Source organism: Arsenicicoccus sp. oral taxon 190 (genome assembly GCF_001189535.1).
Lineage (GTDB): Bacteria > Actinomycetota > Actinomycetes > Actinomycetales > Dermatophilaceae > Arsenicicoccus.
The window spans coordinates 1,633,551-1,660,014 of sequence record NZ_CP012070.1; the positions used below are offsets into that span (position 1 = coordinate 1,633,551).

Here is a 26,464-nt window from a genome sequence, read left to right on the forward strand (position 1 = left end):
CGACTGGCGTGACTCTGCTCAGTTCATCGGCCCTCCTGGCCGCGGAGGGCGTCGCCCCCGCGGTGGAGGCGACCGATATGGCGTCCTGGGGGTGGCTGCTCGTCGCGCTGCCGCTCCTCGGTGCCGCGCTGCTCCTCCTCGGCGGGAGGGCGACCGACAAGTTCGGCCCGGCCCTCGCGACGCTGCTGTCCTGGGGTGCCTTCGTCGTCGGCCTGCTGATCTTCCTGCAGATGCTCGCCGCGGAGCCCGCCCGCCGCGCTATGACGCTGGACCTGTGGCACTGGGTCCCGGCGGGGGGCTTCGACCTGCGGGCCGGGATGCTCATCGACCCGCTGTCGATGTCCTTCGTGCTGCTCGTGACCTTCGTGGGCTCGCTCATCCACGTCTACTCCCTGGGCTACATGGAGCACGACCCGGACAAGCGCCGCTTCTTCGCCTACCTCAACCTCTTCGTCGCGGCGATGCTGACGCTGGTCCTCGGCAACTCCTACCTCGCGCTGTTCGTCGGCTGGGAGGGCGTCGGGCTGGCGTCATACCTGCTCATCGGGTTCTGGAACTGGAACCCGCCCTACGCCTCCGCCGCCAACAAGGCCTTCATCGCCAACCGCGTCGGTGACGTCGGCATGATCGTCGCGATGATGCTGATGTTCGCGACCTTCGGCACGGTCTCCTTCGCCGGGGTCAACGCCGGGGCCGCGCACGCCAGCACCGCCACCCTGACCCTGATGGGCCTGATGCTGCTGCTCGCCGCCTGCGGCAAGTCGGCGCAGTTCCCGCTGCAGTCCTGGCTGGGCGACGCGATGGCCGGCCCGACCCCGGTGTCGGCGCTGATCCACGCCGCGACCATGGTCACCGCCGGCGTCTACCTGATCGTGCGCTCGCACGCGATCTTCGACGCCGCCCCCAACGCCCGCCTCGTGGTCACCATCGTCGGCGCCATCACCCTGACGATGGGGGCGATCATCGGCTGCGCCAAGGACGACATCAAGAAGGCCCTCGCGGCCTCCACGATGTCGCAGATCGGCTACATGATGCTGGCGGCCGGGCTCGGCCCGGTGGGCTACGCCTTCGCGATCTTCCACCTGCTCACCCACGGCTTCTTCAAGGCCGGGATGTTCCTCGGCGCAGGCTCGGTCATGCACGGCATGAACGACCGTGTCGACATGCGCACCTTCGGCAACCTGTCCGGCAAGATGCCCACCACCTGGCTCACCTTCGGTGCCGGCTGGCTGGCCATCATCGGCTTCCCCTTCCTGTCCGGCTTCTGGTCCAAGGACAAGATCATCGAGGCCGCCTTCATCGGGGAGGGCTGGCGCCCCTGGGTCCTCGGCGGCATCACCATGCTCGTCGCGGGGCTGACCGCGTTCTACATGTCGCGGCTGTTCTTCCTCACCTTCCACGGCCGGCGCCGCTGGCTCGAGGGTGACCACCCGCACGAGTCCCCGGCCACCATGACGATCCCCATGATCATCCTGGCCGTCGGCTCCGTGGCCCTGGGCTTCGCGCTCAACTTCCTGGGCTTCACCCACTGGCTCGAGCCGGTGGTCGGAGCCCACGGGGAGGAGCACTCCCCGGTGCTGCCGGTCCTCGCGATCACGCTGCTGACCCAGCTGCTCATGGTCATCGGCGTGGCGGTCGCGTGGATGAAGTACTGGCGCGACGAGGTGTCGCCGGTCGCCGGGCGCGGCTCGCTGCTCACCCGCACGGCCCGCTCCGACTTCTTCCAGGACGACGTCAACGACGGCCTCTTCGTGCGCCCCGGCAACGGGCTGGTCCGCGGCCTCCAGACCGCCGACCGCGGGGCCGTCGACGGCGGCTTCCTCGGTCTCGGCGAGGTCGTCGAGGCCAGCTCCAACGCCGTCCGCAAGCTCCAGAACGGCTTCGTCCGCTCCTACGCCCTGACGATGCTCGCCGGCGTCGTCGTGATCCTCCTTGCTCTGTGGGTGGTGCAGTGATGTCCAACGTCCCGTGGTTGACCGCGATGCTGGTGATCCCCCTCGTGGGATCCCTGCTCGTGGCCTGCCTCCCGTCCTCCCTCGCGAGCCGGGCCAAGCACGTCGCGCTGGGCTTCTCGCTCGTGACCCTGGTGGTCGGGATCGTGGCCGGGCTGCGCTTCGACACCAGCTCCGCGGCGATGCAGCTCGTCGAGCAGCACCAGTGGATCCCCTCCTTCGGGGTGTCCTACGCCCTCGGGGTCGACGGCATCGCGCTGACCCTGATCCTGATGTCGCTGGTGCTGGCCCCCGTCTGCATCCTCGCCGCCTGGCACGACGTGCCCGAGGGCGGCGCCCGGGAGAAGACCTACTTCGCGCTGCTGCTGTCCCTCGTGCCCTTCATGGTGGGCGTCTTCGCGGCGACCGACGTGTTCCTCTTCTACGTCTTCTTCGAGGCCATGCTGGTCCCGGTCTACTTCCTCGTGGCCGGCTACGGCGGCCGTCGCCGGCGCGCCGCGGCCCTGAAGTTCCTGCTGTTCTCGCTGGCCGGCGGACTGGTCATGCTGGTCGCGCTGATCGGGCTCTACGTCCACGGCCCCGGCGGGGCGGACGGCTTCCTCGTCACCAAGCTCGTGGGCCTGCAGATGACCCCGATGGCCGAGCGGCTGATGTTCCTCGGCTTCTTCATCGCCTTCGCCATCAAGGCCCCCATGTGGCCGGTGCACACCTGGCTGCCCGACACCGCCGAGGAGGCCACCCCGGCTACCTCGACGCTGCTCGTCGGCGTCCTGGACAAGATCGGCACCTTCGGGATGCTGCGCTTCTGCCTGCCGCTCTTCCCCGAGGCCTCCCGCTGGGCCGCTCCCGTGGTCATGGTGCTGGCGCTGGTGTCGGTGTTCTACGGCGCCTTCCTGGCCATCGGCAGCAAGAACATGCTGCGCCTGGTCTCCTACACCTCGATCAGCCACTTCGGCTTCATCGTGCTCGGCATCTTCGCCTTCACCGTCACCGGCGGCAACGGCGCAGCGCTCTACATGGTCAACCACGGGTTCTCCACGGCGGCGCTCTTCCTCATCGTGGGCATGCTGATCCGCCGTCGGGGCAGCGCGCAGATCCCCGCCTTCGGGGGCTGGCAGCGGGTCACGCCGGCCCTGGCCGGGTGCTTCCTGGTCGCAGGCCTGTCCGGCCTGGCCCTGCCGCCGCTGGCGTCCTTCGTGTCGGAGTACCTCGTGCTCATCGGCACCTTCCAGCGCCACCCCGTCATCGGCGCGATCGCCGCGCTGGGCGTCATCCTGGCCGCGCTCTACATCCTGCTGATGTACCAGCGGGTCTTCACGGGCCCCCGCCCCGACATCGCGGGCCGGGTCCGGGACCTCACCGGCCGCGAGAAGCTCGTCGTGGCGCCCCTGATCGCGAGCTTCCTGGTCCTCGGCTTCTGGCCCCGCCCGGCGCTCGACGCGATCAACCCGGCCATCACCAAGACCCTGCAGACGGTCGGCGTCGCCGACCCCGCGCCGGCCGCCGGTGCGCAGGCCACCTCCGAGGGGAGTGCCAAGTGAGTGCGTTGGTCAGCAGCCTGTCGGCTGTGACCGGAGTGTCCGGTGCCGTCGGCGACGTCACCGGTCGTATGCCGGCCGCCGACTTCCAGATGGCGTCGATCGACTACGCAGCCGTCTCCCCGGTGATCGTCGTCGTCGTGGCGGCCCTGGTCGGGGTGCTGGTCGAGGCGTTCGTCCCGCGGCGGGCCCGCTTCGTGACGCAGGTCGTCGTGGCGGTCGTCGGTCTCCTCGGCGCGCTCGCGGCGGTCGTGACCTGCGCCCGCGGCTCCTGGGTCTCCACCGCGGCCGGCGCGGTCGTGGTCGACGGCCCGACGCTGATGATCCAGGGCGCGCTGCTGGTGCTGTCGCTGATGAGCGTGCTCGCCATGGCCGAGCGTTTCGACTCGACGTTGCCCGACGCCTTCACCCAGTCGGGCTCGGCGGCGCCTGGTTCCCACGGCGAGTCGCTGGCGCTGCGCCTGGGCGCCACGACCACCGAGGTCTTCCCGCTGACGATGCTGTCCGTGACGGGCATGCTGCTCTTCCCGGCGGCCGGGGACCTGCTGGTGATGTTCGTGGCGCTGGAGGTGCTCTCGCTGCCGCTCTACGTCCTGGCGGGGCTGGCGCGTCGACGCCGGCTGCTGTCCCAGGAGGCGGCGCTGAAGTACTTCCTCCTCGGGGCGTTCGCCTCGGCGTTCTTCCTCTTCGGCGCGGCCCTGCTCTACGGCTTCGCCGGGTCGGTGCGCCTCGCCGACATCTCCCGGGCCGTCACGAGCGGCGTCGGGATGGACGGCATGCTGCTCATGGGGGCCTTCTTCGTGCTGGTCGGCCTGCTCTTCAAGATCGGCGCCGTGCCCTTCCACGCCTGGACCCCGGACGTCTACCAGGGCGCCCCGACGCCGGTCACCGGCTTCATGGCCGCGTGCACCAAGATGGCGGCCTTCGGCGCGCTGCTGCGGCTGCTCTACGTCGGTCTGGCCGGGGACCGCTGGTCCCTCCAGCCCGCCCTGTGGGCCGTCGCGATCCTGACCATGGTCGTCGGCTCCATCCTCACCGTGACCCAGACCGACATGAAGCGGCTGCTGGCCTACTCCTCGATCGCCCACGCGGGGTTCATCCTCGTCGGCGTCCTGGCCTTCGACCGCAGCGGCGTCGTCGGCGTGGTCTTCTACCTGATCGCCTACGGCTTCACGACCATCGCCGCCTTCGCCATCATCTCGCTGGTGCGTCGCGGCGGGTCCGAGGCCACCGCGATCTCCCAGTGGGGCGGCCTGGCCCGGCGGCACCCGGTGACCGCCGCCGTCTTCAGCTTCCTGATGCTGGCCTTCGCCGGCATCCCGCTGACCTCCGGCTTCACCGCCAAGTTCGCGGCCTTCATGCCCGCGGTCTCCCACGGCGGCGGCATGGGCACGACCCTCGCGGTGATCGGTGTCCTGTGCTCCCTGGTGACGGCCTACGCCTACCTGCGCGTGGTCGGTCTCATGTGGTTCGGCGAGCGCGACGGGGCCACCGCCGAGGTGGTGATGCCGTCCATCGCGACGACGGTGGCCGTGGCGCTCGGCGTCACCCTGACGCTGGTCCTCGGCGTCTTCCCGACCCCGCTGCTCGACCTGGCCGGGCGCGCCTCCACCTTCCTGCCATGACCGGGAGCCCTCGTCCCGTCGGGGTGCCCTCGGCGGTCGCCCCGACGGCTGCCCTGGCCGCCATACCGGGCGCCACCGACGAGCTGATGGCGCGGGTCGCCGCAGGTCTGGAGGCCGTGGAGGCGCGGATCCGCGTCGAGGTCGACCACGAGGACCCCTTCATCGCCGGCGCGAGCGCGCACCTGCTGTCGTCGGGCAAGAGGTTCCGCCCCATCCTGACGCTGCTGGCCGCGGAGCTCGGTGACGGCTTCGGTCCGGGCGTGGAGACGGCGGCGACCGCGGTGGAGCTGACGCACCTCGCGAGCCTCTACCACGACGACGTCATGGACGAGGCGGAGATGCGCCGGGCGGTCGTGTCCGCCAACGCCGCCTACGGCAACTCCACCGCGATCCTGGTGGGGGACCTGCTCTTCGGCACCGCCTCCCGGCTGCTCGCCGAGCTGGGGCCCGAGGCCGTGCGCATTCAGGCCGAGACCTTCGTGCGGCTGTGCTCCGGCCAGATCCGCGACGACCACCCGTGCCCGCCCGGCACGGACCCCGTCGCCTACTACCTCGGGGTGCTCGCCGACAAGACCGGGGTGCTCATCGCGACCGCGGCGCGCTACGGCGGGATGTTCTCCGGCTGCGACGACGTCACCTGCCAGATCCTCGAGTCGTACGGCGAGAAGCTGGGCATCGCCTTCCAGCTCGCCGACGACGTGCTCGACGTGACCTCCGACGAGTCCGGCAAGGAGCCGGGCACGGACCTGCGCGAGGGGGTCGACACGCTTCCCGTGCTCTACGTCAAGGCGTCCACCGACCCGGCCGACCGCCGGCTGCAGGAGCTGCTGGCCCGCGACCTGCGCGACGACGACGCGGCGCACGCCGAGGCGCTCGCCCTGCTGCGGGCCCACACCGCGGTGCAGCGGGCCCGGGACTACACCCGCCAGGTGGCCGAGGAGGCCCAGCAGGTGCTCGAGCCGCTCGGCGACGGGGACGCGGTGCAGGCGCTGCGCGCCCTGGCCGCCGGGGTCGTCGACCGCACCGTCTGAGCGGGACGCCTGCGTCCGGCGCCGACGGTGCGCCCGACGCCCTTCGCTGAGGTTGCGCCGGCGCCCCTTCGCCGAGGGTGCGCCCGGGGCTCTTCGCCGAGGGTGCGCCGGCGCGCGACACTGACGCCCGACGGTGGCCGCCCGCGGTGCTGCCCGAGGGGTGCCCCCGGTCCTCCCGGCCGTGCAGGCCGGGCGCGAGAGCTGTCCACAACCCGGGCCGATCCTGGTTACCGGCCGGTCACGATGCCCTAGAGTGCGGCCATGACCGCCGTCAGGGATGACCGCGCGGAGCGGCTGCGCGAGCTGCTCGCGGGCCGCGACGCGCCCTTCGCGGTCGTGGACCTCGACCGGTGGGACGCCAACTCCCGCGCCCTCCTGGAGCGTGCCGGCGGGCTGCCGGTGCGCCTCGCGAGCAAGTCGGTGCGCTGCCGCGCGCTGGTGCACCGGGCCCTCGAGCACGGCTTCCAGGGGGTCCTCGCCTACAGCCTCGACGAGGCGCTGTGGCTCGCGGAGGACGGCGTCCCGGACGTGCTGCTCGCCTACCCGCCCGTGGGCCGGGAGGCCCTCACCCGGCTGGCCCGGCACCCGCAGCGCGACCGGGTGACGGTCATGACCGACCACCCGGACCACGTCCGGCTGCTGACGGAGACGACGCGCGAGGCGGGCGGTGGCCCGGTGCGGGTGTGCCTGGACCTGGACGCCTCGCTGCGCGTGGGGCCGCTGCACCTGGGGGTCCGGCGCTCCTGCCTGCGCACCCCTGCCCAGGGCGCGGCGGCCGCCCGCGCGATCCAGGCTCTGCCCGAGCTGCGGCTCGTCGGGGTGATGGCCTACGACGCGCAGGTCGCGGGGCTGCAGGACACCTCGCCCGCTGTGCGCGCGGTCAAGGCCGCGTCGGTGCGCGAGCTCAACCGCCGCCGGGCCGCGGTCGTCCGCGCCGTCGAGGACGTCCTCGGCCACCCGCTGGAGCTCGTCAACGGCGGCGGCACCGGCAGCCTGCACCTCTTCGGCGCCGACCCGGCCACGACCGAGCTGGCCGCCGGGTCCGGGCTCATGTCCCCCCGCCTCTTCGACGGCTACCGCGACTTCCGGCACGCCCCGGCGGCGTGGTTCGTGCTGCCGGTGGTGCGTCGACCGGCACCCCGGGTCGCGACCTGCTACTCCGGTGGCTACGCGGCGAGCGGCGCGGCGGGGCGCGACCGCCTGCCGACGCCGGTGGCGCCATACGGTCTGTCGCTGCTCGGCACCGAGGGGGCCGGTGAGGTGCAGACCCCGGTGACCGGCCCGGCCGCGGAGCGGCTGCGCGTCGGCGACCACGTGTGGTGGCGGCACGCCAAGGCGGGGGAGATGTGCGAGCGCTTCGACCGGCTGCTGCTGGTGGCCGGGGAGGAGGTGGTCGGTGAGGTGCCGACCTACCGCGGCGAGGGAAAGGCCTTCGGATGAGCCCCTGGACCAACTGGGGCGGCAACCAGAGCTGCACGCCCGAGAGCGTGGCGACCCCGGTCGGCACCGACGAGGTCGGCGCGCTGCTGGTCGACGCCGGGCGGCGGGGGGTGGCCGTCAAGCCGGTCGGCGCCGGGCACTCCTTCACCGGCGCAGCGCTCACCGACGGCGTCCAGGTGAGCCTCGACGCCATGACCGGGCTGGTGGCCGTGGACCGCGAGACCGGTCGGGTGCGGGTCCGCGCCGGCACCCGGCTGCACGACCTCAACCGCCTCCTCGAGGCGCAGGGGCTCGCCATGGCCAACCTCGGCGACATCGACCAGCAGTCGGTCGCGGGCGCCCTCGCGACCGGCACCCACGGCACCGGCGCCACGCTGCCCGGCCTGAGCGGCCTGGTCGAGGCGCTGGAGATCGTGACCCCCGACGGTCAGGTGCACCGCTGCGACCGCGAGCAGGAGCCGGACCTCTTCCACGCCGCCCGGGTCGGGCTGGGCGCGCTCGGGATCGTGACCGAGGTGACCCTTGCGTGCGTGCCCGCCTTCCGGATCGAGGCCGTCGAGGCCCCCGACTCGCTCGAGGGGGTGCTGCGCGAGGTCGACCGGCACGTGGGGGAGCACGACCACTTCGAGGCGTTCTGGTTCCCCCACACGGACCGGGTGCTCACCAAGCACAACCGCCGCCTGGCGCCGGGCGACTCCTCCGGCCGTGCGCTCAGCCGCTGGCGCTACCTGCTCGACGACCAGCTGCTGTCCAACGGCGTCTTCGAGGCCAGCTGCCGGCTGGCGGCGCGGGTCCCCGCCACGACCCCGGCCATCAACGCCGTCGCGGCGCGGGCCCTGTCGGCCCGCACCTACACGGACACCTCCTACGCGGTCTTCGCCAGCCCGCGCACGGTCCGCTTCACCGAGAGCGAGTATGCCGTCCCCCGCGCCGCCCTCCCCGCCGTGCTGGGGGAGCTGGACCGCTGGATCGAGCGGTCCCGCACCCGCGTGACCTTCCCCGTCGAGATCCGCTTCGCCGCGGCCGACGACGCGTGGCTGTCGACGGGCTACCAGCGCGACAACGCCTACGTCGCCATCCACCAGTACCACCGCGTCGACATCACGCCCTACGTCGCCGCCTTCGAGGACATCGTCGCGGCGCACGAGGGACGGCCCCACTGGGGCAAGCTGCACCGGCTCGGCCCGGACCAGCTGCGGGCGCTCTACCCGCGCTACGACGACTTCCGCGCGGTGCGCGACCGCGTCGACCCGGACCGCGTGATGCGCAACGCCTACCTGCAGCAGGTGCTCGGCGACTGACGCGGGGAGGCGCCTGCCGGGAGCGTCCGCCCGCCCCGGGTAGGCTGACGCGGACCGGGGGACCACGCCTCCGCTCCGCCGCACCGCTGGAGGACCGCACCGCCATGACGACCGCCGAGGACGCCGCCGCCGTCCGTCCGCCGGCGGACCCGGTCCCCGGCGCCGTCCGCGCCGGTGTCTCTCGTGGGCCTGCCGTGCGGGGTGCCTCCCGGGTGAGCGCGGCCTGGCGCCGGGCCGCCGCCGAGGAGCGCGCCGTCGGGCTGGCGTCCCTGGGGCTGCTGCTGTGGTTCCTGGTGCGGGTGCGCTCCGGCGCGGACCTCTACGACGGCTCGCACGTCGTGGCGCTGGCGCAGCGGATCGCCCAGGGGGACCGCCTCTTCGCGGACGAGATGAACGCCCAGGCCGTCGGCTCGGCCGCGGGGGCGCCCTTCGTGTGGGCGTGGATCCACCTCTTCGGCCAGGCCTACCTGGTTCTGGCCTACCGCTACTGCTACCTCCTGGTCGCGGTGCTGGTCGGCGTCCTGTGCTACCGCGCGCTGCGGACCCGGATGCGCCCGCTGATCGCCTTCGCCGCGGTGACGTCCTCGCTGGTGGTGACCAGCTACCACGTCGTCGGCCTGTCCTACAACACCGTGCCCACGCTGGCCATGGTGATCCTCGTGTGCTGCGGGACCGCAGCCGTGCTGGGCCCCCGGCACCAGGCGCGCCGCTGGGTGGTCCCCGTGGGGCTGACCGCCCCGCTCGGGGCCGTCAGCCTGCAGTCGCTGCTGCCCGCCGTCGGGCTCAGCCTGCTGGTGCTGGCCGTGCTGCTGTGGCGGGCCGGTCGCCGTGACGCGCTGTGGTGGCTCGTCGGGTCGAGCGCGCTCGTGACGATCCCGGTCGCCGGCTACTTCCTCGGTGTGGTCGGGTGGAGCGCCATCCAGGAGACCGTGGACTACACGGTCGCCTACCAGCGGCCGCGCTCCACGCCGATGGAGCGGCTGAGCTTCACGACCGTGTCCTGGCTCAAGGAGCTGACCACCCCGGTGCGCCTCCCGGCGGTGCTGCTCGGGCTGAGCGCCGCGGTGCCGCGGCTGCCGGTGCGGTGGCGCCGGGCGGCCCTCGTGGCCTTCCCCGTGGTGCTCGGGCTCACCAGCATCGCGGCCCTGCTGATCCACAAGATCAACATGATGCGCTACGCAGGGTCGATCCAGCTCTACACGGCGCTGGTCATGCTGCCGGTGTGCGTCTGGTGGGTCCTCACGCGCGGTGACCGCGACGTGCGCACGCTGCTGCTGCTCGCCCTCCCCACGGCCGTGGTGGGGCACCCGATGGTGGCGGCCACGACCTTCGCCGGGCCGTGGTACGGCGAGTTCCCGCCCGCCTCCGTCGCCCTCGCCCTCGCGACGACGGTGGGCGTGTGCCGGGTGGTGCAGGGGCTGACCGGCCGCGTCGACACGGTCGCGCTGAAGCGCTGCGTCCTCGTCTCCACCGTGGTCCTGCTGATCACCCAGCTGTCGACCAACTTCTACTCCAACTCGCCCTGGGCCGCGCTCACGCCCGCCCCGCGCGGCGCCTACAGCGGCCTCTACTCCGGCGGCCGGGAGCTGTGGCACCTGCGGCTGGTGCAGGACACCACCGACACCTGGGTCCGCCCCGGGGAGACGCTCATGGTGTATGGCGCCGTCACGGGCGCCTTCGTGACCAGCGGGGCTCGCGCCGACACCAACATCGTGTGGCTGGAGGACTTCGGGCCGCAGGGCAGCCACACCGTCGACTGGCTGCGGCGGACCGGCCGGGTGCCCGACGTGGTCCTGGTGTCGACCGACGCGATCCAGGGCGACGGCATCGAGGCGATGATGTACCGCGACCCGGTCCTGGCGTCGCTGCGCAGCACCCACCGGATCGTGGCGGGGCTCAACTACTTCAGCCCCGCGCAGTTCCGCAGCGAGGCGGGGTTCGTGGTGCTGCGGCGCACGGGTTCGTGAGGCGTTCGGGGGAGTCGCGGCGCTGACGGTGCCGCCGCGATCGCGCACGGCTACCCTGGACCCGTCTGTCCGCCCGACGGCCGCCGCTCGGCGATCGCCGATCGCCGCTCGCGCTCGGGCCCGCTCAGCACTCACTCCGTGCAAGGACTCAGTAAGGACTCACCCCATGGACCTTGCCGCCTGGAGCGGCGCCGCCGCCCCGGTCCGGTGGCAGCACCTGCCCGAGGCGCGGCTGATGCTCGCCAGCGCCCCGGCCGGGGCCCTGGGGGTCGGGGTGTTCGACCTGCTGGGGTCGTCCGGCTTCGCCTCCCCGGCGATGGCGCTCGGGTTCGCCCTGGTCGCGGTGTTCTACCTGGTCCAGCTGGTCCTGACGCTGCGGCGACCGGAGTGGACCGACACCTGGTGGACGGTCGCGGTGGCGACGGCATCGACGCTCTCGTCGCCGTTGTTCACGCAGTTCCTGGTCGACCCGCGGCCCACGGTGGTGTGGTTCTGGCTGATCGGCTGCGTCCTCATCCTCGCCGCCTACCTGTGCACCCCGTGGCGGGCCCTGGTGGTCGGGGCGCTCAGCTCCGGGGTGGGGCTGCTCTTCGCCGCGCTGAGCGGCCTCGACCTCGGGGACCACGCCTGGGCGCTCGCGCTGGGCACGGTCGTCAACGCCGTGCCGGGCGTGGCGGCCGCCCTCGGCCTGGGCCGCATCCGACGCCGGGAGCGTCACGTGCTGCAGCAGACCCGGCTGGACCCCCTCACGGGCGTGCTCAACCGCCGGGGTCTGGAGCACGCGCTGGCGGAGTGGTCCCTCGGTCGCCCGGACCGCACGGTGACCCTGCTCTCCATCCACCTGGACGGCTTCGAGGAGGCCTCGACGGCGTGGGGTCCCGGCCCCACGGACCAGGTCCTGACCCGGGTGGGCGTCGCCCTGACCCGGGCCTACCACCGCAGCCACCTGGTGGCACGGTTCGTGGACCACGAGTTCGTCGTGGTGAGCGACTCCACCCCCGACCTGCTGGTCCCCGCCGTGCTGCGCGCGGTGCGGGTCGCGAGCCCGCAGCGCCCGGTGACCGCGAGCGCCGGGGTGGTCTCGGACATCCCGCTCGAGCTGCTGGTCTCCGGGCAGCTCGTCCCGATCCTCGAACGCGCCCGGCAGCTGCTCGCGCGGGCGCAGGTCGCGCGTGACGGCAGCGCCCGCGAGTCGCTGGACGCCTACGGCTACACGCGCATCGGGGTGCCGACGCCGGTCGCGATGACCCAGCACGCGTCGCTCGAGGACCGCCGGATCAGCTGGCCGGAGGCCGAGAGCCGGCTGCTCGGCTGGTGGCTGGCCGCGACCGGCGTGCTGCTGAGCCTGCTGCCGCACAGCAAGGGCTGGCCGCCGCTCTTCACCGTGCTGGCCTACCTGTGCTGCCTGGTGCTCGCCACCGGGGGCGTGTGGCTCGCCCACGTCCCGCGCGCGCCGCTGCCCGCCGTCCACGGGCTGGTGCTGCTGACGGTCCCGACCACCGCCGGCCTGGTCGCGGGGGCGCAGACCGCCGAGCTGCGCTATCTGGTGCTGCAGCTGGTGGCCTTCCCCGTCCTGATGGCGGGCATGATCCTCACCCGTCGCTGGGTCGCGCTGCTCGTGGCGCTGCTGCCGGTGGGCATGGTCGCGGCGACGTCGCTCGGCGACGCGCCGTCGCCCTACGCCATCGGGATCTCGGTGGCCGGGGTGGTCTTCCCCGCCGAGGCGGCGCTGCTGGCGTCCTACATCCGCCAGCGCAGCGTGCGGGCCCTGGGCCACCTGCACGCCCTGACGCTCAGCGACCCGACCACGGGGGTGCTCACCCGGGTGGGCCTGGCCCGGGACTTCCTCGACCTGCCCACGTCCGAGCGCGCCGGCGTGCTGCTCGTGTCGGTGCTGCCGCGGGGCGCCGACGGGCGCGCCACGAGCTTCGAGTCCGACCTGGTGCACGTGGCGACCAGCCTGCACGCCATCGGGCGGGGGCGCGGGATCGTCGGCCGGGTGGGCGGCCGGGAGCTGGCCCTCGTGGTGCCGAGCGCCGAGCGGCTGGCGCTGCTGCGGCGCCGCCTCGACAGCGACCTCGCGGAGTCCGCCGCCCACGTGCGCGTCCTCGTGGGCCTCGCCCACACCCACCAGCACACCGAGGCCGGGCTGTGGGAGGCGCTCGCCGAGGCCGACGCGGCGATCCGGCAGCAGGGCGGCCAGGGCACCGGGCAGCCCGGCGGCGGCCGGATCGTCCCCGCCACTCCCGACCAGGGGGAGGCGACGGCGCGCCAGGACCTCCCGGCCGCCTCGTCCGCGGAGTCCCTGGCCTGAGGCAGCCCGCCTGAGCGGCACGGAACGATCCGGGCGGGCGCCGCGTTGTCCCTGACATGCACCGGCACCACAACGGTCTGAAGACCGCTGCGCTCTTCGGCGTCATCTGGGCGCTGCTCCTCGGCCTCGGCGCCCTCATCGGCGGCGGCAAGTTCATCTGGCTCTTCGCCCTCGCCGGTCTCGGCATGACCTTCTACTCCTACTGGAACTCCGACAAGCTCGCGCTCAAGGCCATGCAGGCCTACCCGGTCACCCGGGAGCAGGCCCCGGCGATGTACCGCATCGTCGAGGAGCTCTCCGCCAGGGCGGGCCAGCCGATGCCGCGGCTCTACGTCTCCCCGACCGAGGCGCCCAACGCGTTCGCCACCGGTCGCGACCCGCAGCACGCCGCGGTGTGCTGCACGGAGGGGATCCTGCAGCTCCTGGACGAGCGCGAGCTGCGCGGCGTGCTCGGGCACGAGCTGATGCACGTCTACAACCGCGACATCCTCACCAGCTCGGTGGCGGCGGCGATCGCCGGGGTGATCACGAGCGTGGCGCAGATGGCGATGTTCTTCGGCGGCGGCCATGACGAGGACCGCCCCAACCCGGTCGTGATGATCCTGATGGCGCTGCTGGCCCCGCTGGCGGCCAGCCTGATCCAGATGGCGATCTCCCGCACGCGGGAGTTCGACGCCGACGAGGACGGCTCCTCCCTGACCGGCGACCCGCTCGCCCTGGCGTCCGCGCTCAAGAAGCTCGAGCTCGGCATCGCCCGCGCGCCGCTCGCCCCGCAGCCGGACGTCGTCAACGCGAGCCACATGATGATCGCCAACCCCTTCCGCGCGCAGGACGTCAGCAAGCTCTTCAGCACCCACCCCGCCACGGCCGACCGGATCGCGCGGCTCGAGCAGATGGCCGGCTACCACGGGCGCTGAGCCCGCAGCGGCGCGAGACGCCGGGCCCGTATGCCGGGGGGCCCACGGCATACGGACGTCGCCGGATCGCGCCCGGGTGACGGCATCCGGGGCGCCGGTCGTGGGCAACTGGGTGCGGACGTGACAGGTGTGACAACGTGGGGCGCATGACCAGCCTGACCCGCACCGAGGCGCGGATGCGTGCCGCGACCGTGACAGACCCCCGCTACGCCGTCGAGCTCGACCTGACCGGGGGCGAGCGGACCTTCGCGAGCCGGACCGTCCTGACCTTCGCGGGCACCGAGGGCGGGGAGACCTTCGTGGACCTCAAGGCGACCGAGCTGCACGAGGCGACCCTCAACGGCGCGCCCCTGCCGCACGACGCCTGGGCCGACGGGCGGCTGCACCTCACCGGGCTCGCGGCGGACAACGAGCTGGTCGTGCGGGCCACCATGACCTTCAGCAAGGACGGGTCGGGGCTGCACCGCGCGGTGGACCCGGCCGACGGCGAGCACTACGTCTACGGCCACTCCTTCATGGACGCCGCGCCCCGCGTCTTCGCGTGCTTCGACCAGCCGGACCTCAAGGCGCCCTACACGTTCACCGTGACCGCGCCGAGCGACTGGGTGGTCATCGGCAACGGCGCGTCGACCCGCGACGGCGACGTCTGGCACCTGGCCGAGACCGCCCCGATCGCGACCTACTTCGTGTCGATCTGCGCCGGGCCCTATGCCGCGGTGACCGACGAGCACGACGGGATCCCGCTCGGGCTCTTCGCCCGCCGCTCGATCCGCGAGGAGCTGGAGGCCAACGCGCCGCAGATCCTCGCGGTGACCCGGGCGAGCTTCGACTACTTCCACGAGCTCTTCGGGATCCGTTACGCCTTCGGCAAGTACGACCAGGTGTGGGTGCCGGAGTTCAACGCCGGCGCGATGGAGAACCCCGGCTGCGTGGTGCTGCGCGACGAGTACCTCTTCCGGTCCGCGGTGACGCGGGGGCAGCTGCTCGGCCGCGACAACACGGTGAGCCACGAGATGGCGCACATGTGGTTCGGCGACCTGGTGACGCTGGCCTGGTGGGACGACCTGTGGCTCAACGAGTCGTTCGCGGAGTACATGGCCTCGCGCTGCGTCGTCGGCACCGGGCTTTACCCCGACGCGTGGGCGGACCAGGGGATCGTCCGCAAGGCGTGGGGCTACGCCGCCGAGCGGTCGCCGTCGACGCACCCGGTGGCGGGCAACGGCAGCGAGGACGCGCTGGCCGCGCTGCAGAACTTCGACGGCATCTCCTACGCCAAGGGGTCGGCGGTGCTGCGCCAGCTGATCGCCTACATCGGGGACGAGGCGTTCGTGGCCGGGGTGCGGGACTACCTGACCCGGCACGCCCACGGCAATGCCGAGATGGGTGACTTCTTCGCCGCGATGGAGCGCGCGTATGGCGCCCCCCTCACCGACTGGACGGACGCCTGGCTGCGCACCGCCGGGCTCGACCAGATCCGGGTGGACCTGGATTGCGCGGACGAGTCCTCGCAGGTGGTGCGCGCCGAGATCGTGCGGGTCGCCCCCGAGGACCACCCGGCCGACCGGTCCCACCGCCTGGACGTGGCGGGCTGGACCGACGGCGAGGAGGTCGTGCGGACCGAGCTGACGGTGGACGCCGAGCGGTCCGTCGTGCCGGCGCTGCTGGACCGGCCGCGCCCGGCGGTGGTCGTGCCCAACGCCTCCGACCTGACCTGGGCGACCGTGGTGCTCGACGAGGACACGCTGCGCCGGCTGCCCGAGCAGCTGCCGCAGCTGGACGACCTCGCGGCGCGCGTGGTCGTGTGGAACGCCCTGCGGGACGGCCTGGCGCTCGCGACCGTCGACCCGCGCCTGGCAGTGGACGTCTTCTGCGCCGCGTGGCCGCTCGAGCGGGACGACTCGGTGCTCGGCGCCGTGGGCGGCTGGATCACGGGGACCGTCGTGGGGGTCTACCTGCCCGAGGAGGAGCGGCGCGAGGCGCGCGAGCGGGTGGCCGCTGCCGCGGCGACGGCGCTCGCGGAGGCCGAGCCCGGCTCGACGCAGGCGCTGGCGGCCGCGCGGGTCGTGGCGTCGGCGTCGACCGACGTGGCGCTGCTGCGGCGGTGGTACTCCGGGGCCGAGCTGCCCGCCGGGCTCGAGGGTGACGACGACTTCCGGTGGCTCGTGGCGACGACGCTGGCCGGCGACGACGAGCTGTCGGTGGCCGAGCTCGACGAGGCCCGGGAGGCCGACCGGACCGTGACCGGGACGCTGGCGTGGCTCGGGGCGCGGGCGGCGCGGCCGACGGCGCAGGACAAGGCGTGGGCGTGGGCCGAGTTCACCGAGCAGCTGGGTCGGTCCAACCACGAGATGAACGCCCTGGCAGGTCGCTTCTGGACGACGGGGTCGACGGAGGTGCTGCGTCCCTACGTGGACCGCTACTTCGCGGACGTCCCGGCCATGTGCGCGTGGGTGGGCGATGACGCGATGGCACGGGTGGCGCGGCTGGCCTACCCGGTGCACCTGGCGGAGCCGGCGACGCTGCAGGCCTCCCAGGAGGCGCAGCAGCGGTCGGACCTGACGGCGGCGGTGCGGCGGGGGATCGTGGACCAGGAGACGATCCTGCGCCAGGTGCTCGCCTCCCGCCAGACCTACCGGGGGTAGAGGGATCGACCGGCCGTCTTTCCCCAGGCTGATCCCTCGGCCCCCGGCAGGTCAGTGGATCAGTGGATCAGCGGCAGCAGGCTCACGACCAGCGCGACCACCGGCACCGCGACCAGGGTCGTCACGGCGACCACGCTGGCCACCAGCTCCGAGTCGCCCCGGAACTCCTCGGCCAGCAGGAAGGCATTCACCGCCGTCGGCATCGCCAGGGCCAGCACCAGGGACTGCGCGGACAGCGTCGGCAGCGGCAGCAGCAGCGCCACCGCCAGCCCGAGCAGCGGCAGCAGCACCGACCGCAGCGCCACACCGGTCAGCACGGGGCCGGTCAGGTGCACCCGGCGCGACTGCCCGAGCTGGACCCCCAGCTGCAGCAGCACCAGGGGGATGGCGGCCCCGGCCAGCAGCTCGATGCCGCGCATCAGGCCCACCGGGACGGAGAGGCTCGTCATACGCACGACCGACGCGGCCACGAGCGCCCACAGCACGGGCAGCCGCACGAGCGAGCGCAGCCCGGCGCCCAGGCCGTCGTGCGAGCCGTAGAGCACCGGCCCGATCGTGAACATCACCACGATCGAGACGATGAAGATCACGAGCGCCTGGTCCAACCCGGGCTGGCCGAGCGCGAGCAGCGCCACGGGCAGGCCGAAGTTGCCGTTGTTGCCGATCACGGTGCAGGCCACCACGCCGCGGCGGGTGCTCCCGCCCCACCGTCCGGCGACGGCCCACGCGACGAGCCCGGCGAGGACGTTGGCCGCGACGTAGGCCGCCACGAGCCACACGCCCTGGCCGGGGGACACCTCGGTCTTGACGATCGAGGTGAACGCCAGCGCCGGCGTCAGCCCGTGCATCCCCACCTTGTTGAGCGTCTGCCGGTCCAGCGCGAAGGACCGCGCCAGCACGAAGCCGACCGCCGCCACGAGCACGACGGGCAGCACGACCTGGACGAGGGCAGCGAGCACCCCGGCAGGCTATCGGGAGCGCTGCCGGGGTGCGGACGGGTCTCAGGCCCGGTGGTCAGTGGTAGTTGGTGAACTGGACCGCGAAGTCCAGGTCGGCCTCCTTGACCAGCCGCTGCACGGCCTGCAGGTCGTCGCGGGACTTGGAGGTGACCCGCAGCTCGTCGCCCTGGATCTGCGCCTTGACCGACTTGGGCCCCTCGTCGCGGATCAGCTTGGAGATCTTCTTGGCGTTGTCCTGGGTGATGCCGTCGCGCATGGCCCCCTCGAGGCGGTACTCCTTGCCCGACGGCTTGGCCTCCTTGTCGTCGCCGAAGTCGAAGGACTTGAGCGACACCCCCCGCCGCACCAGCTTGGTCTCGAAGACGTCCAGCACCGCGGCGCACCGCTCGGGGGTGTTGGCCTTGATCAGGACGTTGTCGCCGCTCCACTCGATGGAGGCGCCGACCCCCTTGAAGTCGTAGCGCTGGGCGACCTCCTTGGCCGCCTGGTTGATCGCGTTGTCGACCTCCTGCTTGTCGACCTTGCTGACGATGTCGAACGAGCTGTCCGCCATGGCTCCTCCTTGGATGGTCTGTCGGGCTCGATCTTACGGATTCGGCATCGCCGCCCCTCGTTGCTATGCTTGCCGACGCACCATGGCGGGTTGCCCGAGCGGCCAATGGGAGCGGACTGTAAATCCGTCGCGAAAGCTACGAAGGTTCGAATCCTTCACCCGCCACCATGCTGTGCACGAGGCCCCGGACCGACGCTCGTCGGACCGGGGCCTTCGTCGTGCCCCTCCCGGGCGTCTGCGGCACTGGGCCATGATGGGCCGTATGCCGATGGCCCCCCGCCCGCCCGCGCCGCTGCCCCGCGGCCGGTTGCTGGCCGGGTGGGTGCTGGCGGTGGTGGCGCCGGCGCTGCTGACGGGGGTGCTGCTGCTGGTGGGGGTGACCGACCGCTGGGTCCCGGCGGCGGCGCAGGGCTACCTGCTCGTGACGGTGCTGGTCGCGGTGGTCGGGGGCCTGGGGCCGGCGCTGGTGTGCGCGGTGCTGTCGTCGCTGCTGCAGAACTGGTGGTTCGTCCCGCCGCTGCACCGCCTGTCGGTGCAGGACCCGGCGCACGCGGCGGTGCTGGTGATCGGCCTGGTGGTGGCGGTCGTGGTGGCGACGGTGGTGCACCTCGCGGCGGCCCGGGCCCGCGCGGCCCGGGCGGCGGAGCGGCTGGCGCGCGACGACCGGGACCGGCGGGCGCTGCTCGCGGCGGTGTCGCACGACCTGCGCACCCCGCTCGCCGGGATCAAGGCGGCGGTGGGGGAGCTGCGCGCCCAGGACGTCACGCACAGCGCCGCCACCCGCGCCCTGCTGCTGCAGGAGGCGGACGCGTCGGCGGACCGGCTCGACGACCTCATCAGCAACCTGCTCGACGTGTCCCGGCTCGAGGCGGGAGCGCTCACCGCGCAGCTCGAGGAGACCGACGTCGACGACGTGCTGCACGCGGTGGTGGAGGGGTCGCTCAACGCGGCTCGGGTCAGCCTGGTCCCGGGGCACCGGACCGCGTGGGCCGACCCCGGTCTGCTCGAGCGGGTCCTCGCCAACCTCGTGGCCAACGCGCTGCGGCACACCTCCTGGGGCGTCGCGGTCGAGTCTGCGGCCACGGGCGAGGCCGTGGAGATCCGGGTCGTCGACCACGGGGAGGGGGTCGCGGACGAACGGCTCTTCGCGGCCTTCCACCAGGTCGGGGACCGCAGCGGCGGCGGGCTGGGGCTGGGGCTGACCGTCGCGCGGGGGCTCACCGAGGCGATGGACGGCACGCTGGACGTCCGCGCCACGCCGGGCGGCGGCCTGACGATGGTGGTGACCCTCCCGGCCGGGCCGGCGGCCCGGGAGACGACCCGGGCCGGCACGAGAGCCCAGGCCGTGGACGGAGCGGGAGGCTAGCGCGTATGGCGGAGCGGATCGTGGTGGTCGAGGACGACCCGTCCCTGGCCCGGACCCTCGGCATCACGCTGCGGGCCCGGGGATACGACGTGGAGGCGGTGGCGACCGGGAGGGCCGCGCTCGCCGCCCACGCGGCCCGGGGCGCCGACCTGGTGCTGCTGGACCTGGGGCTGCCCGACCTGGACGGCGTGACCGTGCTGGAGCGGCTGCGACGCACGAGCCAGGTCCCGGTCGTGGTGCTGTCGGCCCGCCGCGAGGCGGACGACAAGGTGGCCGCGCTGGACGCCGGCGCCGACGACTACGTGACCAAGCCCTTCGGGCCCGAGGAGCTCATGGCGCGGGTCCGGGCGGCGCTGCGCCGCGGCCACCCCACGGCGGGCCTGGGTGGTCCCGACGACGCCGCCACCGGCAGCCCGGGCGGACCGGTCCCGGCAGGACCCCACGGGGCCGCCCTGCCGGGACGGGTCACGACGGCCGACTTCACCCTCGACTTCGCGGCGTACGAGGCGCGGGTGCGGGGGAGCGGCATACGGCTCACCCCGACCGAGTGGCGGCTGCTCGCCGAGCTGGCCCGCCACGGCGGGCAGGTGGTGCCGCACGCCGACCTGCTGCGCGCCGCGTGGGGCCCCGCCTACGGCCGGGAGTCCAACTACCTGCGGGTCTACGCCAACCAGCTGCGCCGCAAGCTGGAGCCCGAGCCGCGCGAGCCGCGCTACCTCGTGACGGTGCCGGGGGTCGGCTACCGCCTGGACGTGCCGGCACCAACTCCAGCCCCAGCGCCCGCGCCGGCGCCGCGCTGACCCCGGCGTCGAGCGGCGCGTTAAGGCCCCGTCAAGATCGGGCCGGGAGCCCCCGGATCGGCGCTGCGGCCCTCGCGCGCGGGCGTTGACTGGCGACGTGACCACCACGACCGACCCCGTTGTCGACGCTCCAGCGCTCCCGGAGAGCCTGCCCTACCGCCTCAAGACCCGGCTGCTCGGGCGCCCCCTCAACACCGCGGAGGCCGAGCACGAGCGGCTCGGCAACGGCCTGGCCCTCGGCGTCCTGTCCAGCGACTGCATCTCGTCGTCCGCGTACGGCTCGGAGGAGATGCTGCTGGTCCTGCTGCCCGTGCTGGGGCTCATGGCCTACGACGCGCTGCTGCCGCTGACCGGCGTGGTGCTGCTGGTGCTGCTCATCGTCACCCTGGCCTACCGCCAGGTCGTCATGATCTACACCAAGGCGGGTGGGTCCTATGTCGTGGCCCGCGACAACTTCGGCCCGGTCGTGGCGCAGGTGGGGGCCGTGGCGCTGATGCTGGACTACATCGTGACGGTGGCCGTCCAGGCCGCGGCGGGCACGGCTGCGCTGACGTCCGCGGTCCCGGCGCTGCTGCCGGCGAGTCTGTGGATCACGGTCGTGGTGGTGTGCGGCCTGGCCTACGGCAACCTGCGGGGGCTGCGGGAGGCCGGGCGCGCGTTCGCCTTCCCCACGTACTTCTTCGTCGGGGCGATGGCCGTGGTCATCGTGACGGGCATCGTGCGCGAGGTCCTCGGCGATCTGCCGCACTACGACCCGGTGGCGGCGCAGGCCCACGGCGGCCTGGAGATCGGGCACGGCTCGGCGGCGCTGTCCATCGGGGTGGTCTACATCCTCATGAAGTCCTTCGCCAACGGCGGGTCCTCGCTGACCGGCCTGGAGGCCATCTCCAACGGCGTCTCCACCTTCACCGCCCCCGCCGGGCGCAACGCCCGCCGGACCCTCGTCGTCATGAGCTGCCTGCTCGCGGGGCTCGTCGGCGGCGTGTCCTGGCTGGCCCACGAGACGCACGCTGTGGTCTACGCCGCCGGCTCGCCCACCGTGATCTCCCAGGTCGCGCGGGCGGTCTTCCCCGACAACGGGTTCGGGCACGTGCTGTTCCTCGTCGTGCAGCTCGCGACCATGCTCATCCTCTACACCGGGGCCAACACGCCCTTCAACGGCTTCCCCTACCTCGCCAACTTCGTGGCCGAGGACGGCTTCCTGCCCCGCTGGCTGCAGAAGCGCGGCCACCGCCTCGCCTTCTCCAACGGGATCGTGCTGCTCACCGTGGTGGCGCTGGCGCTGATCCTCGTGACCGGGGCGCACGTCGACAAGCTGGTGGCGTTCTACGCCATCGGGGTGTTCACGGGCTTCACGCTCGCGGGCTTCGGGATGGCGGCGCACTACCGGCGCGCCGACCCCCTCGACGAGCCCCACCGGACCCGCAACATCGTCCTCAACACGGCCACCGGCGTGGTGTCCCTGGTCGTCGTCGTGGTCTTCGCCGTCACGAAGTTCACCGAGGGCGCGTGGCTGGTCGTGGTGGTCTTCCCGATCATGGTGCTCGGGCTGCTGCGCCTGCACCGGGAGTACACCCGTGAGGCCCAGATCCTCGCCACCCACCCCGTGGCCCAGCCGGTGCGGATCGCCCCCACGTCGATCGTCGTGGTGCTCGTCGACACGGTGGACCTCGCGCTGGTGCGGGCGCTGCGCTACGCCCGCACCCTCAAGCCGGCGCAGCTGCGGTGCGTGCACCTGGTGGTGGACACCGCGCACGCGGAGCGGCTGCAGCAGGCCTGGGACCAGCTCGAGACCCGGGACCTGGCGCTGGAGCTCGTCGACTGCCCGGACCGACGGCTGGACCGGACCGCGATGCTCTACACGCACCGCCTCGTCGAGCGCTACCCGACGGCGCAGGTCACCGTCCTGCTCCCGCGGCGCACGTACGGCGCCGTCCTCGGCCGGCTGCTGCACGACAAGACCGCGGACCGGCTGGCGGCGGCGGTGTCCCGGGTCCACGGCGTCGCGGCGACGATCGTGCCCTTCGACGCGTCCGCGTCGCAGCGGCAGGCCCCCGCCTCCGAGCACCCGGGCCCGCTGCAGCCGGCGATCGACCCGCTCGCCCCGGTCCCGCCCCAGGTCTGGGAGCCGCAGGACCGCGCCGCCGACCTGGCGGCCGTCCCGAGCGCCGCCGGCGTGATCGACATCGGCGCGGCCCGGCCCCGGGAGGTCGTCACGGTCCGGGGTCGGGTGGAGTCGATGCGGGTGTCGGCGCTGGCGTCCAGCCCCGCCCTGGTGTGCGAGCTCACCGACGGCACCGGCCGGATCTCCGTGCAGTTCTACGGCCGCCGCCTCGTCGCGGGGATCCACCCCGGGACGGCGATGGAGGTGACCGGCCGGGTCGCCCGCAGCCAGGGGGAGACGGTGATCGCCAACCCGACATACGAGCTGGTCACCCCCGCCCTGACCGGCCCGCGCTGACGGGCCCGCCCCGCCCCGGTCCGCCGGCCGGGGCTGCGGGCGGCGGTCCTCTCCGGTTAGATGCTGGTCAGGACCGAGGAGGCTCGTATGCCGTGCACCGACGCCCCGCTCGCGGGGACCCGGGTCGTGACGCTCGCCGTCAACGTGCCCGGGCCGGTGGCGGCCGCCCGGCTCCGTCGGCTGGGGGCGCACGTGGTCAAGGTGCAGCCGCCGGCGGGCGACCCGCTCGGGGACTACTGCGCCGCGTGGCTCGCCGAGCTGGACGCCGGCCTCGAGCTCCGGTCGCTGGACCTGAAGTCCCGCGAGGGCCGCGCCGAGCTCGACGAGCTGCTGACCTCGGCGGACGTGCTCCTCACCGCGAGCCGGGGGTCGGCGCTGCGGCGGCTCGGGCTCGGGTGGGAGGAGCTGCACGCCCGCTGCCCCCGGCTCGTGCACGTGGCCGTCGTGGGGCACGCCGCGCCCGACGACGACGTGGCCGGGCACGACCTGACCTACCAGGCCACGGCCGGGCTGCTCACCCCGCCGCAGCTGCCGGCGGTCCTCGTCGCCGACCTCGCCGGCGCCGAGCGCGCCGTCTCCGAGGCGCTCGCCGGGCTGCTGCTGCGGGCCCGGACGGGGGAGGGGAGCCGTCGGGAGGTGGCCTTCGCGGACTGTGCGGCCGACCTGGCGGCCTCGGCCCGGCACGGCCTCACCGCACCCGGAGGGCTGCTGGGCGGCGGGTTCGCGGGCTACGGCCTGTATCCCGCGCAGGACGGCTACGTCGCGCTCGCGGCGCTGGAGCCGCACTTCTGGCGGCGGGCGCAGGAGCTGCTGGGCGGCGACGCCGACACCATCGCGCAGACGCTGCGCACCCGCACCGCCGCGCAGTGGCAACGCCTCGCCGAGGAGCAGGACCTGCCGCTCGTCGCCGTCGCCAGCACGGCAGCCGGCGCCGACACCGGTGCTGGTGCGGACGCCGACGCCGAAGCTGGTGCGGACGCCCGCACCGACACCCGTGCCGATGCCGGTGCGGGAGTGGCGGAGGGTGCCTGGTGACCCGCTTCCTGGACGACCTGGGGCACCCGGTGGTGCTGCCGCGCACGCCCCGCCGGGTCGTCAGCCTCGTGCCGTCGCTGACGGAGGCGGTCGCGTGGAGCGCGCCGGACGTCCTCGTCGGGGCGACCGACTGGTGCACCCACCCCACGGAGCTGCAGGTCACCCGGGTCCGCGGCACCAAGAACCCTGACCTCGACGCCATCGCGGCGCTCGAGCCCGACCTGGTCGTCAGCGACGAGGAGGAGAACCGCGCACCCGACCTCGCCGCCCTGCGCGAGCGCGGGATCGCCGTCTGGACCACCCAGATCCGCTCGGTCGACACCGCGCTGCGGTCCATCGGTCGGCTCGTGGAGGCGCTCGACGTGCGGCGGCCCGACTGGCTGGACGACGCCCACGAGGCGTGGACCGCGCCGACGCGCGTCGACCCCGACCGCAGGGTGCGCGCCGTCATACCGGTCTGGCGCCGCCCGTGGATGCACGTGGGGTCGCAGACGTATGCCGGCGACGTGCTGCGGCGGCTCGGGGTGGACAACGTGCTGCGGCACCACCCGGACCGCTACCCCGCGATCCCGCTGCCGGAGCTGCCGCCGGCCGACCTGGTGATCCTCCCGGACGAGCCCTACGCCTTCGCCGCAGACGACGGGCCGGAGGCCTTCGCCCCGCTGCCCAGCGCTCTCGTCGACGGCCGCGCGCTCACGTGGTACGGCCCGGCGATGATCGGCGCCCCGGAGCGGCTCGTCCGCCAGCTGCGGCGCCGGGTCGGGACGTGACCGTGCTCACGGCCGCCGTAGGCTGGGGGGCATGTCGAGTCGCCCCTTCGAGTTCGAGTCCGGCCCCGACGGCACCAGGGTGCGCGTCCGGGTCCGCGGCAACGATGTCCTGGCCATCCCGCTGATCAACCGCGGCACCGCGTTCACCAAGGCCGAGCGGGACTCGCTGCGGCTCAACGGGCTGATGCCGAGCGGGATCGTGCCGCTCGAGGGGCAGGTCGCCCGGGTCTACGAGCAGTTCCGCCAGCAGCCGGACGCGCTGAGCAAGAACGTCTACCTGTCGGCGATGCGCGACCGCAACGAGGTGCTGTTCTACCGGCTGCTCGCCGAGCACCTCGAGGAGATGCTGCCGATCGTCTACACCCCCACCATCGGCGACGCCATCCAGCGCTACTCCCACTGGTACTCCCGCCCCCGCGGGGTCTTCCTGTCGATCGACGACCCCGACGGCATCGAGAACGCCTTCCTCAACTACGGCCTCGAGCCCGACGACGTCGACCTCGTCGTCGCCACGGACTCCGAGGGCATCCTCGGGATCGGCGACCAGGGCGTCGGCGGCGTGCAGATCGCCATCGGCAAGTTGTCGGTCTACACCGCCGCGGCGGGCGTGCACCCCCGGCGCGCCATACCGGTCGTCCTCGACGTGGGCACCGACAACCTCGCGCTGCTCAACGACGAGCTCTACCTCGGGGTGCGGCACGCCCGGGTGCGCGGGGAGCGGTACGACGCCTTCATCGACAAGTTCATCGAGGTGACGACCCGGTTGTTCCCGCACGCGATGCTGCACTGGGAGGACTTCGGGGCGAGCAACGCGCACCGCATCCTGGAGAAGTACCGCCACGAGATCTGCACCTTCAACGACGACGTGCAGGGCACCGCCGCCGTCGTCGCGGCCGCCGCGCTCGCGGGCGTCCAGGCGCTCGGCGAGCGCATGGGCGACCAGCAGATCGTGGTGCACGGGGCGGGCACCGCGGGGGTCGGCATCGCCAACCTGCTGCGCGACATCATGATGCGCGAGGGCCTGTCGCCCGAGGAGGCCAACGCGAGGTTCTGGTGCCTCGGGTCGCGAGGGCTGATCACCGAGGCGCTCGGCGACCGGGTCCGCCCCTTCCAGCGGCCCTACGCCCGCACCGACGCCGACGTCGCCCAGTGGCGGCTGGACCGGCCCGGCCGGATCGACCTGGCCGACGTGGTCCGCAACGTCCACCCGACGATCCTCATCGGCACCTCCGGGCAGCCCGGGTCCTTCAGCGAGGCGATCGTCCGCGACATGGCCGCGCACGCCCGCAACCCGATCATCATGCCGCTGTCCAACCCCACCCGGCTGTCCGAGGCCGTGCCGGAGCAGGTCGTCGAGTGGACCCACGGCAAGGCCATGATCGCCACCGGCTCGCCCTTCGCGCCCGTCACCTTCCACCAGCGGACCTACGAGATCGCGCAGGCCAACAACGCACTCGTCTTCCCCGGTCTCGGGCTCGGGGTGTCGGTGTGCCGCGCCTCGCGGGTGAGCGACGGGATGATCGCGGCCGCCGCCGAGGCCATCGCCGGCATCAGCAAGGTGACCCGCCCCGAGATGCCGCTGCTGCCCTCGATCAAGGAGCTGCGCTACGTCAGCGCCACGGTGGCGCTCGCCGTGGTGACGGCGGCGCAGCAGGAGGGGCTGGCCACGGTCGAGGTGGACAACCCGGTCCAGGCGGTCTTCCAGCGGATGTGGCACCCGGTCTACCCGGACCTCGAGGCGGTCTGAGCCCGGGGATCGACCGCGCGGGGGTCCGGCGAGGGTTATGCTTCCG

At 73.5% G+C, this 26,464-nt stretch carries 18 protein-coding genes and 1 tRNA gene; 17 read left to right on the top strand and 2 right to left on the bottom strand.

Annotated features, from left to right (window positions below):
• Window positions 1-77: 77 nt before the first annotated feature.
• From nuoL to pepN, 10 genes are all read left to right on the top strand, one after another.
• On the top strand, window positions 78-1,955 hold the full coding sequence (gene nuoL / locus ADJ73_RS07720) for an NADH-quinone oxidoreductase subunit L (RefSeq protein ID WP_082176828.1): 1,878 nt from the start codon (window positions 78-80) through the stop codon (window positions 1,953-1,955).
• Window positions 1,955-3,493 carry an NADH-quinone oxidoreductase subunit M gene (locus tag ADJ73_RS07725; protein WP_050347797.1) on the top strand — a complete coding sequence of 513 codons (1,539 nt, stop codon included), beginning with the start codon at window positions 1,955-1,957 and terminating at the stop codon, window positions 3,491-3,493. The genes nuoL and ADJ73_RS07725 overlap by 1 nt, the downstream gene beginning before the upstream one ends.
• Window positions 3,494-3,561: 68 nt before the next feature.
• Window positions 3,562-5,115, top strand: a complete 1,554-nt coding sequence (gene nuoN, locus ADJ73_RS07730; protein WP_050349309.1) for an NADH-quinone oxidoreductase subunit NuoN — start codon at window positions 3,562-3,564, stop codon at window positions 5,113-5,115.
• Window positions 5,112-6,146 carry a polyprenyl synthetase family protein gene (locus ADJ73_RS07735; protein WP_082176830.1) on the top strand — a complete coding sequence of 345 codons (1,035 nt, stop codon included), beginning with the start codon at window positions 5,112-5,114 and terminating at the stop codon, window positions 6,144-6,146. Before nuoN ends, ADJ73_RS07735 begins: the two co-directional genes overlap by 4 nt.
• Window positions 6,147-6,407: 261 nt before the next feature.
• Window positions 6,408-7,586 (top strand): alanine racemase, encoded by a 1,179-nt coding sequence (locus ADJ73_RS07740; RefSeq protein ID WP_050347798.1) that lies wholly within the window; start codon window positions 6,408-6,410, stop codon window positions 7,584-7,586.
• On the top strand, window positions 7,583-8,887 hold the full coding sequence (locus ADJ73_RS07745) for a D-arabinono-1,4-lactone oxidase (RefSeq protein WP_050347799.1): 1,305 nt from the start codon (window positions 7,583-7,585) through the stop codon (window positions 8,885-8,887). Before ADJ73_RS07740 ends, ADJ73_RS07745 begins: the two co-directional genes overlap by 4 nt.
• Before the next feature lie 104 nt (window positions 8,888-8,991).
• Window positions 8,992-10,854 carry a hypothetical protein gene (locus tag ADJ73_RS07750; protein ID WP_050347800.1) on the top strand — a complete coding sequence of 621 codons (1,863 nt, stop codon included), beginning with the start codon at window positions 8,992-8,994 and terminating at the stop codon, window positions 10,852-10,854.
• Window positions 10,855-11,020: 166 nt separating this feature from the next.
• Window positions 11,021-13,168 carry a GGDEF domain-containing protein gene (locus tag ADJ73_RS07755; protein WP_050347801.1) on the top strand — a complete coding sequence of 716 codons (2,148 nt, stop codon included), beginning with the start codon at window positions 11,021-11,023 and terminating at the stop codon, window positions 13,166-13,168.
• Between the two features lie 56 nt (window positions 13,169-13,224).
• Window positions 13,225-14,085: a zinc metalloprotease HtpX gene (gene htpX / locus ADJ73_RS07760; protein WP_050347802.1), complete on the top strand. Its 861-nt coding sequence runs from the start codon at window positions 13,225-13,227 to the stop codon at window positions 14,083-14,085.
• Between the two features lie 146 nt (window positions 14,086-14,231).
• The gene (pepN, locus tag ADJ73_RS07765; protein WP_050347803.1) at window positions 14,232-16,727 is read left to right on the top strand and encodes an aminopeptidase N; all 2,496 of its coding nucleotides are present in this window, start codon (window positions 14,232-14,234) and stop codon (window positions 16,725-16,727) included.
• A 59-nt stretch (window positions 16,728-16,786) separates the two neighbouring features.
• Here pepN and ADJ73_RS07770 read toward each other — a convergent pair whose 3' ends face one another.
• Together ADJ73_RS07770 and ADJ73_RS07775 are read right to left on the bottom strand one after the other, a co-directional pair.
• Window positions 16,787-17,686 (bottom strand): AEC family transporter, encoded by a 900-nt coding sequence (locus tag ADJ73_RS07770; RefSeq protein WP_050347804.1) that lies wholly within the window; start codon window positions 17,684-17,686, stop codon window positions 16,787-16,789.
• 55 nt (window positions 17,687-17,741) lie between these two features.
• Window positions 17,742-18,239: a YajQ family cyclic di-GMP-binding protein gene (locus tag ADJ73_RS07775; protein ID WP_050347805.1), complete on the bottom strand. Its 498-nt coding sequence runs from the start codon at window positions 18,237-18,239 to the stop codon at window positions 17,742-17,744.
• Between the two features lie 84 nt (window positions 18,240-18,323).
• Here ADJ73_RS07775 and ADJ73_RS07780 point away from each other — a divergent pair.
• From ADJ73_RS07780 to ADJ73_RS07810, 7 genes are all read left to right on the top strand, one after another.
• Window positions 18,324-18,407 (top strand) — tRNA-Tyr (locus ADJ73_RS07780).
• A gap of 94 nt (window positions 18,408-18,501) precedes the next feature.
• On the top strand, window positions 18,502-19,605 hold the full coding sequence (locus ADJ73_RS07785) for an ATP-binding protein (RefSeq protein ID WP_050347806.1): 1,104 nt from the start codon (window positions 18,502-18,504) through the stop codon (window positions 19,603-19,605).
• A 5-nt stretch (window positions 19,606-19,610) separates the two neighbouring features.
• Complete coding sequence (locus ADJ73_RS07790) at window positions 19,611-20,405, top strand: response regulator transcription factor (protein ID WP_050347807.1); 795 nt, start codon at window positions 19,611-19,613, stop codon at window positions 20,403-20,405.
• A 97-nt stretch (window positions 20,406-20,502) separates the two neighbouring features.
• Window positions 20,503-22,866, top strand: a complete 2,364-nt coding sequence (locus ADJ73_RS07795; protein WP_050347808.1) for an amino acid permease — start codon at window positions 20,503-20,505, stop codon at window positions 22,864-22,866.
• A gap of 87 nt (window positions 22,867-22,953) precedes the next feature.
• Entirely contained in the window at window positions 22,954-23,901 is a 948-nt protein-coding gene (locus tag ADJ73_RS07800; protein ID WP_082176832.1) for a CoA transferase, read from the top strand.
• The gene (locus ADJ73_RS07805) at window positions 23,898-24,671 is read left to right on the top strand and encodes a helical backbone metal receptor (protein WP_253272695.1); all 774 of its coding nucleotides are present in this window, start codon (window positions 23,898-23,900) and stop codon (window positions 24,669-24,671) included. Before ADJ73_RS07800 ends, ADJ73_RS07805 begins: the two co-directional genes overlap by 4 nt.
• A 31-nt stretch (window positions 24,672-24,702) precedes the next feature.
• Window positions 24,703-26,418 carry an NAD-dependent malic enzyme gene (locus tag ADJ73_RS07810; RefSeq protein ID WP_050347809.1) on the top strand — a complete coding sequence of 572 codons (1,716 nt, stop codon included), beginning with the start codon at window positions 24,703-24,705 and terminating at the stop codon, window positions 26,416-26,418.
• Window positions 26,419-26,464: the final 46 nt, after the last annotated feature.

What these genes read in the sequence shown, in the direction of transcription:
- nuoL (WP_082176828.1), top strand. Translation starts at nt 78, where the DNA reads ATGGCGTCCTGGGGGTGGCTGCTCGTCGCGCTGCCGCTCCTCGGTGCC.
- ADJ73_RS07725 (WP_050347797.1), top strand. Translation starts at nt 1,955, where the DNA reads ATGTCCAACGTCCCGTGGTTGACCGCGATGCTGGTGATCCCCCTCGTG.
- nuoN (WP_050349309.1), top strand. Translation starts at nt 3,562, where the DNA reads ATGCCGGCCGCCGACTTCCAGATGGCGTCGATCGACTACGCAGCCGTC.
- ADJ73_RS07735 (WP_082176830.1), top strand. Translation starts at nt 5,112, where the DNA reads ATGACCGGGAGCCCTCGTCCCGTCGGGGTGCCCTCGGCGGTCGCCCCG.
- ADJ73_RS07740 (WP_050347798.1), top strand. Translation starts at nt 6,408, where the DNA reads ATGACCGCCGTCAGGGATGACCGCGCGGAGCGGCTGCGCGAGCTGCTC.
- ADJ73_RS07745 (WP_050347799.1), top strand. Translation starts at nt 7,583, where the DNA reads ATGAGCCCCTGGACCAACTGGGGCGGCAACCAGAGCTGCACGCCCGAG.
- ADJ73_RS07750 (WP_050347800.1), top strand. Translation starts at nt 8,992, where the DNA reads ATGACGACCGCCGAGGACGCCGCCGCCGTCCGTCCGCCGGCGGACCCG.
- ADJ73_RS07755 (WP_050347801.1), top strand. Translation starts at nt 11,021, where the DNA reads ATGGACCTTGCCGCCTGGAGCGGCGCCGCCGCCCCGGTCCGGTGGCAG.
- htpX (WP_050347802.1), top strand. Translation starts at nt 13,225, where the DNA reads ATGCACCGGCACCACAACGGTCTGAAGACCGCTGCGCTCTTCGGCGTC.
- pepN (WP_050347803.1), top strand. Translation starts at nt 14,232, where the DNA reads ATGACCAGCCTGACCCGCACCGAGGCGCGGATGCGTGCCGCGACCGTG.
- ADJ73_RS07775 (WP_050347805.1), bottom strand. Translation starts at nt 18,239, where the DNA reads ATGGCGGACAGCTCGTTCGACATCGTCAGCAAGGTCGACAAGCAGGAG.
- ADJ73_RS07785 (WP_050347806.1), top strand. Translation starts at nt 18,502, where the DNA reads ATGCCGATGGCCCCCCGCCCGCCCGCGCCGCTGCCCCGCGGCCGGTTG.
- ADJ73_RS07790 (WP_050347807.1), top strand. Translation starts at nt 19,611, where the DNA reads ATGGCGGAGCGGATCGTGGTGGTCGAGGACGACCCGTCCCTGGCCCGG.
- ADJ73_RS07800 (WP_082176832.1), top strand. Translation starts at nt 22,954, where the DNA reads ATGCCGTGCACCGACGCCCCGCTCGCGGGGACCCGGGTCGTGACGCTC.
- ADJ73_RS07810 (WP_050347809.1), top strand. Translation starts at nt 24,703, where the DNA reads ATGTCGAGTCGCCCCTTCGAGTTCGAGTCCGGCCCCGACGGCACCAGG.